Here is a 16,857-nt window from a genome sequence, read left to right as displayed (position 1 = left end):
CTGCCGGCGGGCCGCGCCTGGGCGAATGCGGACCCTCGGCCGTGGCGGGGGCTCGCCGGTCGTGGATGGCCAGTTGGGAAAGAAGCACCTGGCCAGGGCAGATACTCACCGGGCACCCTTCGCGGATCGACCGTTGAGTCGACACGCCCGCCGGAGTCAGTCGAGGAGTACGGGATTGGGCAGCGTGGCCGCGGGGTGCATGCGCAGGAGGGTGTGAAGGACTCCTGAGAGGCCGGACATGAGGCTGGGGGAAAACGCTTCGCGGGCCAGGCCGCCGACCGGGCCGCGTTGTTCGAGGCCGGTGAGGATTTCGGCGTCGAGGTCAGAGCGGTCGCCGAAGTTCAGGGACGTGAGGAATTCCCAGAGGCCGAGGTCGCCGTGACACAGGGTGTGGCTCCAGCCGAAGCCCTCGGCGGCGCAGGCGCGTGCTGCACGGTGGGCCATGTCGAGGTGGGCGGGATCGCCCGCGCGTCGGTGGAGGTCGAGCATGCCGACGCCGACCCCCGCGCTGCCGTGGCACCAGCTGGTGAAGAAGTCCTCCTCGGCGCCGATGCGGACGTCGAGCCAGTTGCCGTGCTCGGGTTGGTAGAGGGACTCCTGGTAGGCGAAGGCCCGCTCGGCGAGGTGAGTCCAGCCGCGCCGTTCGGCCGCGGAACCCGCGTCGCTGAGGGCGAGCCGGGACAGCGCCCAACCTATCCCGGTGGCGCCGTGGGCGAAGCCGCCGATGCCCTCGGGGTTGAGCCGGGTCGTCCAGCGGGTGCCGCTCGCGTCGACCGTGGCCAGCCCGGTCAGTCGGCGGCCGATGTGTGCGGCGGCGCCGAGCCAGCGGTCCTGCCCGGTCGCCTCGGCCAGGTTGAGGAGCGGGACGACTCCGCCGGCCGCCCCATTGAGGAGGTCAACCTCGACGTCGTCGTCGACGAGTCGGCCCTCCGCGAGCAGCAGTGCCCTTTCGGCGGCCCGCTCCAGCAGCCAGTCGTCACCGAGCACCCGGTGCAGCGCCATCCATGTCCACACCTGCGACGCGGCACCGCTGAACGCCCCGGGGGACGGCGTCGGCGTCCGGTCCTCGGTGCCGACCAGCACCCGCAGCGCCCCCTCAAACGTCTCGGCGACCCCCGGCACTTCGTCCGCCCGGCCGGCCCGCACCTCGGTCACGTACTCCGCGAGCGTCAGCGCAACCCCGCCCTGCCCGGTGTAGAGGTCGGCGGGCAGCACCCTGATGGACCACCCCGCGGGGATGAAGACAGGGCTGATCCAGGTGACCGTACCGTCCTCGCCGCGCACCGCCCCGTCGCACAGCCGCCGTACCATCTGCGCGGCCAGGTCGCGGCGGCGCCGCTCCCGGTCACGGGCGTGCGGGTCGCGGGCGGCGGCCTGCACCCGCTGAGGCAGCGAACGCTCATTGAGGTACGCGCCCACCAGCGCGTCCTGAATCACCGACTCCTCCAGCGCCAGGTCGGTGGTGCGCCAGTCCTCGACGGTGGTCCGTACGGCGGCCGCGTCCACGGTGAAGCCGAACATCGGTACGTCGCCGGCCAGTAGGTCCGCGATCTCGCCGTCGATGGCCGCGCGGTCGGTCGGAGCGCCGGGCAGTACCTCGGCGTTGCGCCGCAGGATGTCCCGGGCCCGCTCGACCGCCGCCGCCTCATCGTGCAACGACGCCGGGTGCCACAGCATTCGGCCGATGTCGACGTACGCCTGCGTCGGCCGCAGGATCCTCCGCGGCTGGGCGCCTTCGAAGCGGCGTAGCAGCCGGCACGGGTCGATCCCGGGCCGGCGCAGGTGCGCGGTCATCTCGCGGAAGCCGGCCAGGATCCGGTCCCAGTACGCGCTCAGCACCGGGGTGGGGCTGGGGTGGTTGCCCGCGGTGGGCATGGCCACCAGGTCCACCTGGAAGCGGGCCGCCGCGCTGCCGCCGTCCGCGATCACCGGGTTCGGGATCAGCGGTTGCTGGCCGGGCAGCGCCCCGACCCCGGAGATGTCCACCCCGCCGAGCGCGAAGCCGGTGCCGCGTACGGGCAGCAGACCGGTACGCAGCACCGTACGGCGGATGGCCGCCGCCGCCACGTCCACCGCGTCGCCCCGGCCGCTGGGCGGGAAGGGCGCCGGGGAGTCGAACAGCGTCTCGGCGTCCACGATCACCGGCACCGGGCCCGCGGCGATCATGTTCTCGGCGTGCATGTCGGTGCCGCCGATGAAGCGGAGTACGGCCAGCCAGTGTCCGACGTTGCGGTAGAACGCGGCGAGTTCGGCGCCGTCCGCGCAGTAGCGGTGGCGGACGAACTCGGCCCACCCGTAACCCTCGCGCGCCAGCGTCCGCGGCACCCGGATGCGCTCATCCGGCGCCGGAGCACCGGGGAAGTCCGCGTAGAGCTCGTCCAGCAGCGCGCCCAGCGCCACGTCGGCCTCGGACGGCCGCGGCTTGTACATGACGCTCCCGCCGGCGAAGTCGACGCGGCTGACCGTCAAGCCGCCCCGGTGGGTGTCGCCCGCCCCGAACGCGACGGCTCGCATCTCCCCCGCGGGTCGCCCCAGCAGCGGCCGCAGCAGTTCGCGGTCCGCGGCGAGCCGTTCGGCGAAACCGGCAGTCGCCGCGACCGACAGCCGCGCCACCGACGCGATCCGCGGGCCGGCGCTCGGGTATCGGTCGGCCAGCCGGTCGAGATAGCCCTCCTCACCGGCCTGCTCGATGTACGCGGCCCACGTCCCCGTGTCGGATCCGGCCGCTGCGCCCTCGCCGGCACGCCCGCCGCCTGCTGTCATGCGCAGCGCGTGCAGTTCAATCAGGAACAGGCGGGACAGCTTCGCGTGCAAGGACTTGAGCAGGGCGGTGTGGCCGGCCTCCAGCACCGCTTCCCGTTCTTCCCGGCCAAGGGCGTCCACGGCGGACAGCCGCCGGGCCAGCTCTTCCCGCCACGGTCGGGCGATGCTTCGCACGGGTTGGGCGAACCATTCCGCCTCGTCCCTCTTTTCCGGCGCCGATCCGCTCACCGTCCACCCTCCCCATTCCGCCGCAAGGTCGCGCCCTCCGGGGCGCCCCTAAGGGGCGAGGGGAACTGCGCGACCGGCCCAGACACATCTGCACCCGACACTCGGCCGGAACCGACCGAGCTGGAGGCCGCTGCATCCCTGCCGCGCGCCGCGGCGGGCGCCAACCAGCTCGGCGGGGTGCGGCGCGTTCCCGGGTGCGGACGCGTCGTGGCTTGGCGCGCAGTTCCCCACGCTCCTGTTTTTCGAACCGCACTGCGCAGGGGCGCCCCCAAAGAAGCGCACTCCGCAGGAGAAACGGTCAAGAAGCGCGCCCCGCAGGTCGCACTCCGTAGGAAGGCCCTCCGCAAAGGTCCCTAAAGGCGCCGCAGGCGATCAGCAACACCAGCTGCCGTGCGACCCGCTCGGGCTGGAACAGAAGCCGTAGAGGGAGTCGCTCGGGTCGGTGAGTGCAGCCTCGGCGGCGGCGCCGCCGACGTAGAGGGGCCCGGCAGGGTTGGTCTGGCCGTACGCGCTCTCGGCACCCGAAAGCCAGGCGTCGAGCACGGCGGTGGTGGAAACACTGGTCTGGGGCATCAGCGGCCTCCGGACGTGGGGATTGGGACGGATTGCCCAGCCCTGAGTATCGCCGGATTCGAACACCCGTCAGACGACCAATCTGGCCAAAGTCGTTTGGTGTTGGTGCGACGTACCGCTATCTGTGGGGCGAGCGGGACGGCGGCACGACGAGCGGTGACCGGGCGGGTGTAGCGGATTGCGGGCCCGTACGCGCTATGGGCCGGACCACAGACGCGTGTGAGGTGGCCGAAAGGGCTTGATACGGCAACCCGTGAGGACCCCTTCGGCGATGGGGATCGCTCCGAGACGGCTATCCGCGAGCACCTGCGAAGCCGCGGGATCAGGGCTGTGGTCCCACAACCCGCCCGACCAGATCGCCAACCGCAAGCGCAAAGGCCGCCGCGGCGGCCGCCCTCCTGGCTTCGACCGCGAGGCATACAAGCAGCGCAACACCGTCGAACAATGCATCAACCGCCCTGAAGAACTGGCGCGGCCTGGCCACCCGCTACGAGAAGACCGCCACCGTCTTCAAAGCCGGCCTCCACATCGCGGGCATCTTCATCTGGTCAGCGAGATGATCCGGGGGAATCGGCTTCGGGCCTTTCCGCAGAATCGGCGCGCCGGGCGCTTTAAACGCAGGGGCCGGACGGCCGAGGGCTCGAGGTGGAGCTGCTCGATCGCCTCGATCACGAACCAGGCGAGGTGGTCCTCGGGCAGCCAGTCGCGCAGGGCAGGGAGCTGCAGGGGTGCAGCAGCGTTTGGTCTCGATTGCATGTGAGGATGTTCTGTGGCATGCCCCGATGGTCCAATACGGCCTGGACAGCAAAGGTTTGTGCGACAGCCTCCTTGAGAATCAGGTACCAGAGTTGTCGACGAACCCCACGATATCGAGATATTCGATTTTGGGCGGGACGCCATAAATCCCCGTCACCTTGTCGACGAGCTCCTCCGTGAAGAAGGCGCGGCCTTTCTCCTCGTCATCCCACACGTAGAAGTTCCTTGCCTGAGCGCCGTCTTCGTCGAGCATGAAGCTCTTGAAGCGAAGGCCGGCCATGCCTTCGAACGGTCCTCGGAGTTCGCCGGCAATCTTTGCGATAGTTGAACGATCGAACTTGTCGGTCTGCGCGAAAGTCACGAGCACGCCGATCATCGGGCCTCCTATCGATCGAGTGATGCTAGCGGCGGATCCTAGTACACATGGCCGGAAATTCTGGTCGTCAGGCCGCGAGTCGGAGGTGCGGCTCGCGGTCGGCGATGCGGGCCAGGAGCGCGTCGAGCTTTGCCTGCGTGAACGCCTGCTCGAACGGGCGGGCTATTTGGCGGTGCAAGGACACCTGTTTTCCCCCGCGCCCCGGCGGCCGGGCAATAGCCTGCCTCCCGAGGGCTTGCTGATCCGGAAGAAGCGGCCTAGGCCGAGCCTGTCCCTGAGTCGGACAACTTCGCGTCCTACCTCGGTGGTTGAGGCACGGGGAGTTCACCCACAACAGAGCCCTCTCCGGCCGCCCGAAAAGCCGACCGAGTTGATAGCGCACCGCGATCAGTCTCCTCACCGCGGGCACCTCCCTCGGGGGCTACGCGGGGGGGGGAGCCTCGCCGAGACCCGCTGCCGGCCCCGCTGGGCGAAACCTCAGCAGTCTGTCTGCCGGCATGGCTGGAAACCAGGCGCAGTTGGTGCCAGGTGCAACCGCGGTGGCCGGGAACAGGATCGACCCCCGGGCGTGGTCAGTCACCCAAGACCCAGCATGTGCCGCTCAACCAGATGCGCTCCTCACCGCCCCACGAATCCGATAAGCCAAATGCATCATTTTCATCACATGATCGGTCCAGCACCCAACCCCGTCACGTGAAACGCCCTCCTCATGCGCGGGAGAGGAAAGGGCGTTGACTTGATGGACGAAAAGCGGGGGATGTCCCGGCGGTCGGTGCTTCGCACGGCTGCTGCTGTGGGGCTGGGTGCGAATGCCGCACCTGCGGCCGCCTTGGTGGCCGCCGCGACGAGTCGTGAGAAGGCGCACGACGGACCTGAGGGCGGCGTGCACCCGGCAGCGACGTTCCCCCCTGTCGACCCCGTATCCGCAACCGAGCGCCCGTTCATCTGGTTCGAGCCGCACCAGGACGACGGCCTGCTGTGGGCGTGGAAGCTCTTGACGCATCATGCGCTCGCCGGGCGGGAAGTACATGTCGTCCTCGCCACGGACGGATCCGCCTCAAGGATCCGGCGCGCGCTGAACGGCGACGAGTCCAACAAATACTGGGGCCGTCACTATCCCGAACGCGAGGGCTATGGCCATCTCACCCCCATGAGCCCGAAGGCCTTCGCCAAAGCCCGGGACAGGGAGCTGAAGGCGGCCAGCGGCCCGCTCGGCATCGTCCCGGAAAACCTGCATCTGGAACTGGACTGGCGGCAGCCGAAAATCGACGTCCTCAGAGCACGGGAACTGATCATCCGGTACGCCGATCTGTACCCCGACGCCGGGCTGTGCACGATGTGGTGGGGGGACACGGATCCGTGCCATTCCGCTCTCGGCACAGCGCTGCGGCAGCTTCACCTCGCCGATCCGGTGCGGTTCCCGGACTGCCGATGGGTGGTTCGCCGCAAGCAGGGCCCAACGGCGCCCGGCGCTGTCCCGTACCAGATCCCTCCGCAGTTTGCGGCGACTGCGCATCAGATGGCGAAGAACGCGTGCTTGGCCTACAGCTCGTGGGCACCGGGAGAGACGGAGGACGACGGCATGTACGCCATCGGGCTCCATTCGGTCGGCTCCGACCTCGCGGCAGTCAAACGCGGCGAACCGAACTGGATCGTGGAAACAGCGTGATCGCGCTGCGTGAGAACCCGGCGCACCGCACGCAGGAACGTCACCAGCGACGGGACCGGGTCAAGAAGCGGGACCGCGGTCTGCGGTGCGTCCTCATCGGCGGTCTCGGACCGATGCGCCTCCCAAAGCGCAGACCGCGCCCCTGAGTGGCATAGCCGGTGCGCTCGCCCGCATCGTTGCGACATTCGTCGTGGATCGAGACCGTTGGAAGCGCACCCGGCAGGCAGATGCGCAGAGAGTTGCCGCCGGACGGCGATGGCCTGGCGGCTGGCCTACCGCTTGCGCACGACCGGAAACGTCACCCGCTGTCCGCGCTGTTGGGGACATGCCCCCAGATACGCCAGGAATCCGCCCGCTCAGGGGACCCACTTGTACTGACCTCCGCCGACCCACCTCACGGCCGCGGGATCGTCGAGGTCGACGTGGGGCATCCCCGCCTGGTGCGCCAGCCTGATCACATCCAGCACGTTGTAGGCCGGCCCGGCAATCTCCCCGTTGATCTCCACAAGGCGGTACGGCGGGTCGCCCGGCGCGACGCCGAGGACGACGATGGGGGTGGGGTGGAACGCCTCTTGAGCATCGTTGGTCATGCTTACAGCGTGTGGCAGAGCAGCGACGCGCACATCTCGAGCGGACCGGTGGGGGGACACCAATGCTTTACCCATGGGGTCAGAGACAGGAGTCCCGGGCCGTATGGTCAGCGAGGTCACGGACCTCACCGAGGACATCCGCAGCAGCAGAGCCCACGGCAACCAGCGATTGCACCACCGCCGGACAGCTCATGAGCTTGCTGACTTCTTCGCCGAACCCGGCGTCTGAGGCACTGGCGGCAGGGGCCGTTGCTGCAGGCCTTCCCAGCGGCGAGGGCTGTCAGGCTTCTTGCGGCTCTTGCTCGGGGCCCGAGTTTCGGGTCGCGACTTCTTCAGTGCCGACCTGAACTGAGCGCAGTCTGCCGACTGACCCGACGACCAGGGACATTGACACAACGACCGTAGCGCCCTGACCGCGCCAGGCGTGCACGGCACAATCCCGCCCGCTGTTGAGTGGCCTTCGCGTCGTCAGACGGTCCGTTACCTCGCGGTTGGGCCTGTCACTGCGGAACCGCCGTTGAACGGGGGTCCGCTGCCGCGTTGACCTCCCTGTCGTCCTCATGTGGTCCCTGCATGCGGAGTAGCACCAGCGCCGCCGTGGCCACAAGTGCACCTGCCCCTACCCACAGGGCCAGGTGCAAGCCGGAGACGAAGGCACTGTCGATGCTGTGCCCGATTGTGACAGCCAGCCCGTCTGTACGGCCGAACCCCGTGCTGCCCCCGGCTGTGACGGAGTGGACCAGTGCATCTGCGTCGAGGGGGCCACCGGCCGGCAGCTCGTCGCGCAGGCCGGCGCCGAATCGCGCGGTCAGCACCGCACCCATCACCGCGACTCCGGCTGCCCCGCCGACTTCACGGAGCATGTTGACCGTGGCCGAGGCCATGCCCGCCTGCGCAGGCGCCACCGCTGCCATCGCCGCGATCGATATGGAGCTGACCGTCATGCCGAATCCTGTGCCGAGGACGGGCATGAGCCAGCCGAACCGGGTGAAGCTCGCGTCCGCCCCGAAGAGGGTGAACCCCGCGAGCCCGGCGGAGAGCAGGATCAGGCCGATGGCCAGAGGGATGCGCGAGCCGAGGCGGGCGCAGATGCGTCCGGCCAGGACGGCGGTGACGGCGGTGAACAGGGTCGCGGGCAGCATGGCTAGGCCGGCGGAGGTGGGCGACCATCCCAGTACGTATTGCAGGTACAGGGTAACGAACACGCTGAGCCCGAAGAAGCCGAAGCCCACGGTGAACCCGGCCAATGCCACGGTGCCGGCAGTTCGGCTCGTCAGCACCCCCAGGTCCAGCATCGGCGAGGCGACTCGTCGTTCGATGGCCACGAAGCAGGCCAGGGTCACCACGGCCACGGTGAGGCCGCCCAGGACGAGCGGGTGGCCCCATCCGCGCACGGGCCCCTCGATCAGCGTCAGGACCAGGGCTCCCAGTCCAAGTACGGCGGTGATCTGCCCGGCTGGATCGGAGCGTGCCGTGGACCGGGGAACTTCGGGCAGGACCCGTGCGCCGAGAACCAGTCCGACGACGCCGACCGGCACGTTGATCCAGAAGGCGCTGGCCCAGCCGAAGTGGTCGACCATCGGGCCGCCCAGGGCCGGCCCGATGACCAGGCCCCCGCCCGAGACGCCGCTGTAGACGCCGATCGCCTTGGCCCGTTCGGCGGGCTCCGCGAAGACGTGCCGCAGCATCGACAGCGTGCCCGGTGTGAGAGCGGCCGCCCCTACTCCCTGCACCGCGCGCCCGGCGACCAGCACATCCACGCCTTGGGCGAGGGCGCAGACGGCCGAGCCGGCCGTGAAGAGCGCGAGTCCGGCGAGATAGACGGGGCGCCGCCCCCAGCGGTCGCCAAGCGTGCCGCCGGTCAACAGGAGCGCGGCGAAGACGACGACGTACGCCTCAACCACCCACTGCAGACCCGACGTTCCGGACTTGAGGTCTGCGCCGATGGTCGGTAGGGCTGTGGTCACCACGAGGTTGTCGAGCATTGCCATGAAGAGGCCCATGCACAAGGTCATGAGTATGACCCGCTTACGGGCTCTCGAGTACGCCATCACCGCCCCCTTTACCACGACTTGAGGCCCATGCCATGAACAGGGGACACTACCCCGGTCCGACATGCCTTCCTCGTCAGCCCCTCGACAGGTGTGGGTTCGCCGGCACCGCGAGGGAGGGCGCCTACTTGCGCTGTGTCCACGGCCGGTGGGCAAGACCCGACAAGGAAGGCACTTCGCGTGCTGTCCGCCGAGGACGCGCTGCTCGTGGAGTGACTGCCCGCCGCTGGCAACCGGGCAGAGATGTCCTCCGGGCCGGGTCGCCGCGCCCGGAGGGCATCCTCTGCCTTGCACCAGCACACGCGCGCCGTGCAGCACACGAGCATGCGTCTGCTTCGCCCGGGGCCGCTGCACGAGCAGCACCCTTGTGCCGCCCGGTCCGCCACCCACGTGTCATCGCGCTCTCTGGCACCAGGAGCAGCAGAGAGCAGCAGCGGACGCCGCACGTCACCGGCATGGTGCACATACAGCAGCTCTCTGCCCGGTGACGGTGGTTGCCTACTGTCCGTCGTCCAACGTGTGTCCCTATGCTCCTCACTTGGCCTGCCCGCCCGTTTCAGGAGGTGTCGTGCCACGCAACACGATGTTTTGCTACACCTGCGACTCCGACGAACCACATCGTCCCCTTACCGCCCCGGAGAAGGACTGGCTCAAGGAGCGCACGAGCCGGAAGAACGTCGAGGGGTTCTTCATGTGCAAGGCGCCAAACTGCCGGAATGTTCGCAAGGGCTTCGACAAGCGCCCGTTCGACCCCGTCATCCGTGTTCCTCTGCCTGACTGACCCATCGTGGGGCAGCAGCGCCGCGCAGCAGACACCTTCTGTTGCACGGCGCTGCTGCGCCTGCTGGACGGTTGGCGACGTGGCCTGTTGCACGAGCAGCAGCCGTGTGCCGCTTGGGGCCGGCTATCATGTGTCATCGCTCTCAGGCACCAGGCAGAGCAACCCACAAACCATGATGATGCGCGAGCGACGCGGGACTTGGTCAGGCGATACGGGGCTGCTCGTCCGCAAGGCGGATGAGGTGGACGTCACGGGCCGTCTCCCACAGCACTCCGGTATCGCGCGAGGGATAGCCGCGTGGCTTGCGGTCAGCGCCGTGGCGACGCCGGCCCCCAGACTGCGGAATGCAACGGCGTTCGACGCGCTGGCGGTCCCGGTGAGCTGTAGGCCCCCCTGCGCCGCGCGCCTCGTCGTCGGCCGCGCGTCGGCGGCGTGAAGCGGCTGCGGGCTGGATCAAGAGGCCCGAGGTCCCTCAGAATGACACCGCAGTCACCGCATAGCACGTCACGAGAGGAAGCTCCGTCGTATGGCCGGCAACGCAGACATGGTGGCCTTCATTGAAGCGCGGCTTGCCGAGGAGGAGCAGGTCGCGTGGGACGCCGGCGGCGCGAGCTGGAGGTGCCCGGCGGATGGGCCCGGAGAGGTCCACGACAGGACGTCCGCCATCGCGTTCACGGTGAGAGGAGCCGGCTACGACCGGCACATCGCGCTCCAGGATCCGGCTCGTACGCTGGCCCGCATCGAGACCAGTCGCGTCCTGCTCGGCGAGTACGCGGAGGTGGCGGACCGGGACGCCGACCGGCCGGACGACGACTTCGCCTCCGGCCGTGCCGTCGGACTCGGCTTCGCGGTGCGGCAGCTGGCCGCCGAATACGCCTGGCACCCCGGCTACAAGGCGAAATGGCTCCCCCGGTTCATCCGGTAGCGCTCTAGGGCGTGTATCGAAAGCGAATCTTGAGCGTGAGATGATCTTGATTCGTGGCGCGTGGAGATCTGACTGACGAACAATGGGCAGTGTTGGAGCTGCTGTTGCCGAAGGGCAAGAAGTCCGGTCGACCGCCGATATGGACCCGGCGGCAGCTGATCGACGGCATACGGTTCCGGGTCCGCACCGGCATCCCGTGGCGGGACATGCCGGAGGAGTACGGGCCGTGGGGCCGGGTGTACGACCTGTTCCGCCGGTGGCAGCGGGACGGCATCTGGCAACGGATCGTCACCGATCTGCAGGCCAGGGCCGATGCCAAGGACCTGATCACCTGGGACATCAATGTCGACTCCACCGTCGTCCGGGCCCACCAGCACGCTGCCGGGGCGCGAAAAGGTGCCCCTATGGTTTTCGTCAAGCTGCTGTAGTGGTCGGTGATTCGTAGAAGGTGCCGTCTCGAAGCATGGCGAAGAGTACGTCGGTGCGTCGTCTGGCGAGTGCGATGAGGGCCGCGACGTGGTGTTTTCCTTCGCGGCGCTTCCTGTCGTAGTAAGCGCGTGATTCCGGTTGCGAGAGCGATGCGAACGCGGCGAGGTAGAAAGCGCGTTTGAGCTGTTTGTTGCCGCGCTGGGAGGGGTGCTCGCCGCGGATGGACGATCCGGAACTGCGCGTGACCGGCGCGAGGCCGGCATAGGCCGCCAGATGCCCGGCTGTGGGGAAGGCAGTGCCGTCGCCGACGTCGATGAGGATGCGGGCTGCGGTCCTGGCCCCGATGCCGGGCATGGAGGTCAGGACCTGGGAAAGAGGGTGGGCCTCCAGCAGTTCCTCGATCCTTGCGGCGAGCAGTTTGCGCTGGTCGAGGACGGAGGCGAGCGAGGCGGCGAGGCTGGGGACGATTAGCGCCGCGGCGTCGGTGCCCGGGACAACGACCGTCTGCTCGTCGAGCGCGTCGAAGATGTCGTCTACCAGGCGCTCGGCCATCCGCGGTGCTTTGGGTCGCAGCAGCGTGACCAGCCGTCGTCGCCCCGCCTTCCTGATCTGGGCCGGGGAACCGAACCGTTCAAGCAGCGTGAGGACGGCGGGGTGGTCCAGCCTGGGGCCGAGGAGCTTCTCCAGGGAAGGGTGGATCTGAGTCAGCACGCCTCGCAGGCGGTTCTTGGTCCTTGTCGATTCGGTGGCGAGGTCGTCGTCGAACCCGACGATCATCTCCAGTTCGGCGACGGTCTCGTCGGCGAGCTCGAGGGCCCGCAGTGTGTGCGGCATGGTGCGGGCGGCATCCGCGATGACCTGGGCATCGCGAGCGTCGGTTTTGGCCTCGCCTGGGTAGAGGTCGGCGATCCGGCGCATCGTCAGGCCCGGAAGGTAGGCGACACGGCAGCCCGCGTCGCGGGCAACTGCCAGCGGCAGGGCGCCTATGGAGGCGGGCTGGTCGACCACCACCAGGACGGTTCCATGCTTGCTCCGCAGCTTGGCGAACACCTCGCGCAGCTTCGGTTCGGTGTTGGGCAACCGCTTGTCGAGAACCCTCTTGCCCGCAGGTGTCAGGGCGGTGGCGTGGTGTTCGCCCTTGCCGACGTCCAGGCCCAAGTAGACATCGATGCCGCCGTCATCGGTCACGCTCTTGCTCCCGTAGTTTTGCGCTCGTCCCGGCCTTACCTGCGGCATCAGCGTGCCGGCATCCACGTTACGAAGAGACTGCCTCACCCGGTCCGAGATCGACGCTCGTGCCCCTAATCAGCGGTCTGCCAATGCCTCCGACGCCCGGTGACACCACCTTTTCGATCATCATCGACTGGGGGACCAAGTCATGCCAGGGTCGGAGGCCGGGAGCTCCATTGCGGAGCCACGAAGAAGGTAACGGGGGACCTCCAGAAGGAGCCGCCGGGCGGCATCGCCACCGAGCCGGCTGACCACGGCCTTGGACGCCCGCGCGGCGGCCTGACTACCAAGCTGCACCTGGCCGTCGAGCAGCGTCAAAAGCCCATGTCGATCGTCATCACAGCGGGGCAGCGAGGTGACTCCGCGCAGTTCGAGGTCGTCCTGGGCCGTGTCCGGGTTCCCCGACTGGGGCCGGGCAGGCCCCGCACCCGGCCGAGCCGGGTCCGCGCGGATAAGGCGTACGCCTCTCGCAAGAACCGCGCCTACCTGCGACGACGTGGAATCCGCTGCACCATCCCGGACAAGGCCGACCAGGCCCGCAACCGCAAGAAACGGGGCTACCGTGGCGGTCGGCCGCCGAAGTTCGACCCGGTCGACTACCGCGAGCGACACGCGGTCGAGTGCGGCATCAACCGTCTCAAAAGGCACCGGGCTGTGGCCACGAGATACGACAAGCGCGGTTCGTTACGAGGCGACCGTCCTCGTCGCGGCCATCAACGAGTGGCTGTGACCAGGCGACTCAAGACGGGAAGCACGCCTCGCAGGTCGTTGTCGTCCACCGTGACGGTCGCCGCCTCGCGCGCTCCTGCCGAGGCATTGAACGCCACGCTCAACCCGACGGATGCGAACAGTGGCAGGTCGGAGCGGCTGTCTCCGACGGCCCCGCACAAGCGGGCAGCCAGCCCCAGCTCTCGCGCCTGTGCGAGGGCGAAATCTCGTTTGTCGTACTCGTCGAAGTGACGAGCGACCCGGCCCGTGAACCGGCCGTCGCTCGTCTCCAGCCGAGGTCCGCTGAATGTGTGGAAGCCGAAGCGGCCGGTCAGGTAGCTGCCGACTGGCGACCAGGCGAGAGTTGCCAGCACGGGCACCAACCGGTTCTGCCGGCACCAGGCCACGGTCTCTGTGATGCCCGAGACCAAGGGAAGCCCGTCGAGCCAGCCAGAGACGTGGTCTTCGGGAACCCCTGCCCAGCCCGCGGCATCAAGCTCGGAGACCTGCCGATTGTCCAGGACACCGGAGGCGTAGGCGTCCTCGGCCTTGGCCAACTCGTCCCTGTGTCCAAGGAAGCCAGCCAGAAAGACCGACGAACTCGTATCTGGGACGAGCGTGCCATCGACATCGAAGAACACGGCGCCCGCATGATCGGATGAGAACACCGGCCAAGGATGCCACTATCTCGCGAAGCGCCAGATCGGGCGTGCCCCGCCCACTTCCGATACACGCCCTAGCAGGTGTGAGGAGTCGAGCGGTGATGAGGTCTGGGCGAGATAGACGGCCGTCTGGAGCATGGGCAGGGCAAGGGCCTCGTCTGCCGGGTGAGGCGGCTGGGTTGACCCAGCCCCGGCATCAACGCCGGGTTCCGGGGACCTTGCAAGGGAGCACCGGCCGCCGCGGTCCCCGGCGGTGGAGGCCGCTGCCTGGCCGGAGTGTCGCGGCGGGGCGCCGGGCGCGGGGGCGGCTTGGGTAGGGCTGCCCGGCGTGCCGACCGCCGCCGTTCTCAACTCGCAGTGGTTCCACTGGGATGTCTTCCACCACGACGGGATCAATCGGAGTATTCCAGGGTATTTGACCCTAGGGTGGGGGGTTGTGAACAGCCACCAGCAAGTGCGGGACGACGAGGGGAGCGCGGCCCGACTCCTCGCGCTGTCTGACGGCGTGTTCGCCATCGCGATGACACTGCTGGCGCTGGACATCACGCTGCCCACCGGGCTGGACCCCGCCGGTGTCGAGCATGCGCTGGGGGATGTGATGCCCAACGTGTGGGCGTACGCGCTCAGCTTTCTGGTCATCGCGGCATTCTGGCGGGGCCACCACCAGGTCTTCCGGTACACGCGGGAGGTGGATGGGACGGTCATCAGGCTCGGGCTACTGAGCCTGGGGCTGATCGCCCTGATGCCCTTCCCTACCACCCTGCTGGCCGAGTACGGGGACCAGCCGCAGTCGGTGGCCGTATACTCCGGCGCCGTCGCGGCCATGGGTGCCGCACAACTCGCGCTGGCGGTCGCACTGTGGAAGCGCCCGTGGCTGGGTAGCGCGGCCCTGCCCGATCCCGTCGCACGCAACGATGTGGCCGATCTGGCGTCGACGGTGCTGGTCTTCGCCGTCGCGGTGCCGCTCGCCTTCGTCTCACCGACCGGCGCGAAGCTGTGGTGGGCGGTGCTGATCCCGGTCAAGTCGGTGACGGGCACGCGGGGCAAGCGCCTGCGCGCGGCCGCCCAGCAGCGCGGCGGCTAGTGCGGTGACCGCAAACGATCACCGGGTTGGTCACGCGGCCCGAGGCTTGGGACGACCCCACGTGTCGTTCACTCCGTACCCGGGCACGTTCCCGACGCTGCGCGACAAGCACATCCGGATGCCGGTAGTTCGTGTTGGGCCACCGCAGATACGCCTGCAACTCCCGCCGTCGCCCTCCCCACCGGCCGAACTATGATTCGGCCTCGAGCCTCCAAAAATCCCTGGAGAAGACGCATGAGCGATGTGAGCAGCGGCACCGGCAAAGTGGTCGTGAACAGGGCGATGTCGCTGGACGGCTTTATCGCCGGTCCTGGCCACGCGATGGACTGGATCTTCGAGTACCTGACTGCGGATGCGTTCCCGGAGATTATGGCGGCCACGGGCGCCATGCTCGTCGGCCGGGGCACGTACGAGGTCGCCAAGCGTATGGCCGACCAGGACACCGCCTACGACGGGGGAGCACAGTTCGTCCTCACCCACGAGCCTCCCGACGAGCCGGACCCTACCGTCACGTTCCTCACCTGTGACATTGAGGAAGCCGTTGCCACGGCACGCAGCGCCGCGGGCGGCAAGAACCTGGAGATCCTCGGTGCTGACGTGGCCGCCCAGTGCCTGCAGCGCGGGCTCGTCGACGAGATCCTGGTGTATATCCTACCGGTGCTACTCGGCGACGGTGTCCGCTTCTCGCCCCCAAGCCTCGACAGGATCGACCTGGAACCTTTCAGCAACACCCAGTCGGGCGCCGTCACGATGCTCCGCTTCCGCGTGCGAAAGCAGGCGCAGTCCTCCAGCAGTTGACACCAGCACGCGCGGACACCCCGATGTCCAGCTCGGGCCGGACATCGGCGACGCGTGCGTTGGCCGCGATCGTTCGACGAGTGAGTTGATCACGCTGCCGTGCGGTGGGGGCGGCCCCAGCGGCGTTGGCGTTCGGATCGGACGCGGGCGCGTTCGCGGCGTTGGGCTTCCAGCACGCTGGGGTGGCGGCGATGACGGTTGCGCCAGCGTAAGTAGGCGTGCAGGTCACGGGCGAGGGCGGGGTGGTTGGGCGGGTCGCTGTTGCCCAGGACAAAGCCGCGCAGCGGCCCGAAGTGCGGCTCGATGGGGTTGGCCCAGGACGCGTTCGTCGGGGTGAAGCACAGCTCGGTCTTGTGCCGGGCGGCCCAGGTGCGGATCGTCGCGGTTTTGTTGCCGGACCAGTTGTCGAGGATGACGTAGATGGGGGCGCCGTCGGGCCGGGCGGCGCGGATGCTCTTCAGCGCGGCCAGAGCGTGGTCGGCGCCCTTGCGGGTGCGGCCACACCCCACAAGCGATCGTTACCGAGGCTGTAGCAGCCGTGGAAGTAGCGGATGCCGTGGGTGCGGTGGTAGGTGGCGGGCAGCCGGTCGGGGTGCTTGCGCCTGGCCCAGCAGGTGCCGTGGCAGGGCATGATCGACAGCGGCCCGAACTGGTCGAAGGCGAAAGCACCGGTCGGGGAAGCGGCGGGTCACCTCCTCGATGCGGTCCAGCTTCGCGTCGGCGTCCGGGTCGCGGGTCTCTTTCCATGTGCGGGTGCGCTGGAAGGAGATGTGGTGGCGGTGCAGCAGCACCCGCAGCCGCTCGCGGCCGATGACCACCCGGCGTACCCCGGCCGGCGGATGGCTGAGGTAGTCGGCGAGCTTGCGCAGGCTCCAGTGGGTGAACGGCATGCCTAACCTCCTGGGCCGCTTCTGGGCGACGTCGACGATGTATGCCTCGTCGTCCGTGGTGATCCGGCGCGGACGACCGCCGGCCCACTTCGGGTCCAGGCACTCCAGGCCGCGGTCGTTGAACGCGTGGATCACGTCGCGGACTGTGTCGGGATCGGCCGCGACCAGCGCGGCGATCGCCTCGTTGGTGTTCCCCGACGCCGACGCCATGATGATCAACGCGCGGCGGACCTTGATCGTGCTGTTCCGCCCCCGCCGCACGATGCGCAGCAGAGTGCGTCCCTCCTCGGCCGTCAGCCGACGGGCGCGTACCGGCTCGGCCATCGCAGGCTCCTCCCAGAAAC

The 16,857-nt window shown here is 68.8% G+C and carries 14 protein-coding genes and 3 pseudogenes; 8 read left to right on the top strand and 9 right to left on the bottom strand.

Features of this window, described 5'->3' with window-relative positions; translation table 11 throughout:
* Positions 1-156: 156 nt before the first annotated feature.
* The 4 genes from ACQEVG_RS36460 to ACQEVG_RS36445 all read right to left on the bottom strand — a co-directional run bounded on the left by ACQEVG_RS36460 (position 157) and on the right by ACQEVG_RS36445 (position 4,696).
* Complete coding sequence (locus ACQEVG_RS36460; protein WP_432991961.1) at positions 157-2,991, bottom strand: type 2 lanthipeptide synthetase LanM family protein; 2,835 nt, start codon at positions 2,989-2,991, stop codon at positions 157-159.
* 372 nt (positions 2,992-3,363) lie between these two features.
* Positions 3,364-3,564, bottom strand: coding sequence for a DUF6229 family protein (locus tag ACQEVG_RS36455; protein WP_404727498.1), 201 nt, complete (start codon positions 3,562-3,564; stop codon positions 3,364-3,366).
* Positions 3,565-4,104: 540 nt separating this feature from the next.
* A complete protein-coding gene (locus ACQEVG_RS36450; RefSeq protein WP_432991959.1) occupies positions 4,105-4,320 on the bottom strand; it encodes a hypothetical protein in 216 nt (71 codons plus the stop codon).
* 79 nt (positions 4,321-4,399) lie between these two features.
* Positions 4,400-4,696, bottom strand: a complete 297-nt coding sequence (locus ACQEVG_RS36445; protein ID WP_366887177.1) for a hypothetical protein — start codon at positions 4,694-4,696, stop codon at positions 4,400-4,402.
* 832 nt (positions 4,697-5,528) lie between these two features.
* Between ACQEVG_RS36445 and ACQEVG_RS36440 the strand changes: the two genes are divergently transcribed.
* On the top strand, positions 5,529-6,365 hold the full coding sequence (locus tag ACQEVG_RS36440; RefSeq protein ID WP_432991957.1) for a PIG-L family deacetylase: 837 nt from the start codon (positions 5,529-5,531) through the stop codon (positions 6,363-6,365).
* A 356-nt stretch (positions 6,366-6,721) separates the two neighbouring features.
* Here ACQEVG_RS36440 and ACQEVG_RS36435 read toward each other — a convergent pair whose 3' ends face one another.
* Positions 6,722-6,955 (bottom strand): hypothetical protein, encoded by a 234-nt coding sequence (locus ACQEVG_RS36435; RefSeq protein ID WP_432991955.1) that lies wholly within the window; start codon positions 6,953-6,955, stop codon positions 6,722-6,724.
* Positions 6,956-7,028: 73 nt separating this feature from the next.
* Between ACQEVG_RS36435 and ACQEVG_RS36430 the strand changes: the two genes are divergently transcribed.
* Positions 7,029-7,184, top strand: coding sequence for a hypothetical protein (locus tag ACQEVG_RS36430; protein ID WP_432991953.1), 156 nt, complete (start codon positions 7,029-7,031; stop codon positions 7,182-7,184).
* A 271-nt stretch (positions 7,185-7,455) separates the two neighbouring features.
* Here the strand turns inward: ACQEVG_RS36430 and ACQEVG_RS36425 are convergent, their stop codons facing one another.
* Entirely contained in the window at positions 7,456-9,006 is a 1,551-nt protein-coding gene (locus ACQEVG_RS36425; RefSeq protein WP_432991951.1) for an MFS transporter, read from the bottom strand.
* Positions 9,007-9,589: 583 nt separating this feature from the next.
* Here ACQEVG_RS36425 and ACQEVG_RS36420 point away from each other — a divergent pair.
* From ACQEVG_RS36420 to ACQEVG_RS36410, 3 genes and pseudogenes are all read left to right on the top strand, one after another.
* Positions 9,590-9,787, top strand: a complete 198-nt coding sequence (locus tag ACQEVG_RS36420; protein ID WP_432993168.1) for a hypothetical protein — start codon at positions 9,590-9,592, stop codon at positions 9,785-9,787.
* Between the two features lie 526 nt (positions 9,788-10,313).
* Positions 10,314-10,712 (top strand): DUF6221 family protein, encoded by a 399-nt coding sequence (locus ACQEVG_RS36415; RefSeq protein ID WP_432991949.1) that lies wholly within the window; start codon positions 10,314-10,316, stop codon positions 10,710-10,712.
* A gap of 53 nt (positions 10,713-10,765) precedes the next feature.
* A pseudogene (locus tag ACQEVG_RS36410) lies at positions 10,766-11,107 on the top strand (IS5 family transposase); the annotation flags it as partial.
* Positions 11,108-11,126: 19 nt separating this feature from the next.
* Here ACQEVG_RS36410 and ACQEVG_RS36405 read toward each other — a convergent pair.
* Positions 11,127-12,377, bottom strand: a complete 1,251-nt coding sequence (locus ACQEVG_RS36405; RefSeq protein WP_432993165.1) for an IS110 family transposase — start codon at positions 12,375-12,377, stop codon at positions 11,127-11,129.
* 252 nt (positions 12,378-12,629) lie between these two features.
* Between ACQEVG_RS36405 and ACQEVG_RS36400 the strand changes: the two are divergent.
* A pseudogene (locus ACQEVG_RS36400) lies at positions 12,630-13,046 on the top strand (transposase); the annotation flags it as partial.
* Between the two features lie 38 nt (positions 13,047-13,084).
* Here ACQEVG_RS36400 and ACQEVG_RS36395 read toward each other — a convergent pair.
* A complete protein-coding gene (locus tag ACQEVG_RS36395) occupies positions 13,085-13,747 on the bottom strand; it encodes an HAD family hydrolase (RefSeq protein ID WP_432991947.1) in 663 nt (220 codons plus the stop codon).
* A gap of 430 nt (positions 13,748-14,177) precedes the next feature.
* On the opposite strand from ACQEVG_RS36395, the gene ACQEVG_RS36390 reads away from it, so the two are divergent.
* Both ACQEVG_RS36390 and ACQEVG_RS36385 read left to right on the top strand, forming a co-directional pair.
* The gene (locus ACQEVG_RS36390; protein WP_432991945.1) at positions 14,178-14,825 is read left to right on the top strand and encodes a TMEM175 family protein; all 648 of its coding nucleotides are present in this window, start codon (positions 14,178-14,180) and stop codon (positions 14,823-14,825) included.
* Between the two features lie 234 nt (positions 14,826-15,059).
* Entirely contained in the window at positions 15,060-15,623 is a 564-nt protein-coding gene (locus ACQEVG_RS36385; protein WP_432991943.1) for a dihydrofolate reductase family protein, read from the top strand.
* 89 nt (positions 15,624-15,712) lie between these two features.
* Here ACQEVG_RS36385 and ACQEVG_RS36380 read toward each other — a convergent pair.
* Positions 15,713-16,837: pseudogene (locus tag ACQEVG_RS36380) on the bottom strand (IS630 family transposase).
* Positions 16,838-16,857 lie beyond the last annotated feature (20 nt).

Origin of the sequence: Streptomyces sp. CA-135486, assembly GCF_050936555.1 — a bacterium.
In the GTDB taxonomy this organism is placed as follows: domain Bacteria; phylum Actinomycetota; class Actinomycetes; order Streptomycetales; family Streptomycetaceae; genus Streptomyces.
Note: the sequence above shows the minus strand (reverse complement) of the source record. Positions and strands in the feature narration are given on the sequence as shown.

What these genes read in the sequence shown, in the direction of transcription:
- ACQEVG_RS36455 (WP_404727498.1), bottom strand. Translation starts at nt 3,564, where the DNA reads ATGCCCCAGACCAGTGTTTCCACCACCGCCGTGCTCGACGCCTGGCTT.
- ACQEVG_RS36450 (WP_432991959.1), bottom strand. Translation starts at nt 4,320, where the DNA reads ATGCAATCGAGACCAAACGCTGCTGCACCCCTGCAGCTCCCTGCCCTG.
- ACQEVG_RS36445 (WP_366887177.1), bottom strand. Translation starts at nt 4,696, where the DNA reads ATGATCGGCGTGCTCGTGACTTTCGCGCAGACCGACAAGTTCGATCGT.
- ACQEVG_RS36435 (WP_432991955.1), bottom strand. Translation starts at nt 6,955, where the DNA reads ATGACCAACGATGCTCAAGAGGCGTTCCACCCCACCCCCATCGTCGTC.
- ACQEVG_RS36430 (WP_432991953.1), top strand. Translation starts at nt 7,029, where the DNA reads ATGGGGTCAGAGACAGGAGTCCCGGGCCGTATGGTCAGCGAGGTCACG.
- ACQEVG_RS36425 (WP_432991951.1), bottom strand. Translation starts at nt 9,006, where the DNA reads ATGGCGTACTCGAGAGCCCGTAAGCGGGTCATACTCATGACCTTGTGC.
- ACQEVG_RS36420 (WP_432993168.1), top strand. Translation starts at nt 9,590, where the DNA reads ATGTTTTGCTACACCTGCGACTCCGACGAACCACATCGTCCCCTTACC.
- ACQEVG_RS36415 (WP_432991949.1), top strand. Translation starts at nt 10,314, where the DNA reads ATGGCCGGCAACGCAGACATGGTGGCCTTCATTGAAGCGCGGCTTGCC.
- ACQEVG_RS36405 (WP_432993165.1), bottom strand. Translation starts at nt 12,377, where the DNA reads ATGCCGCAGGTAAGGCCGGGACGAGCGCAAAACTACGGGAGCAAGAGC.
- ACQEVG_RS36385 (WP_432991943.1), top strand. Translation starts at nt 15,060, where the DNA reads ATGAGCGATGTGAGCAGCGGCACCGGCAAAGTGGTCGTGAACAGGGCG.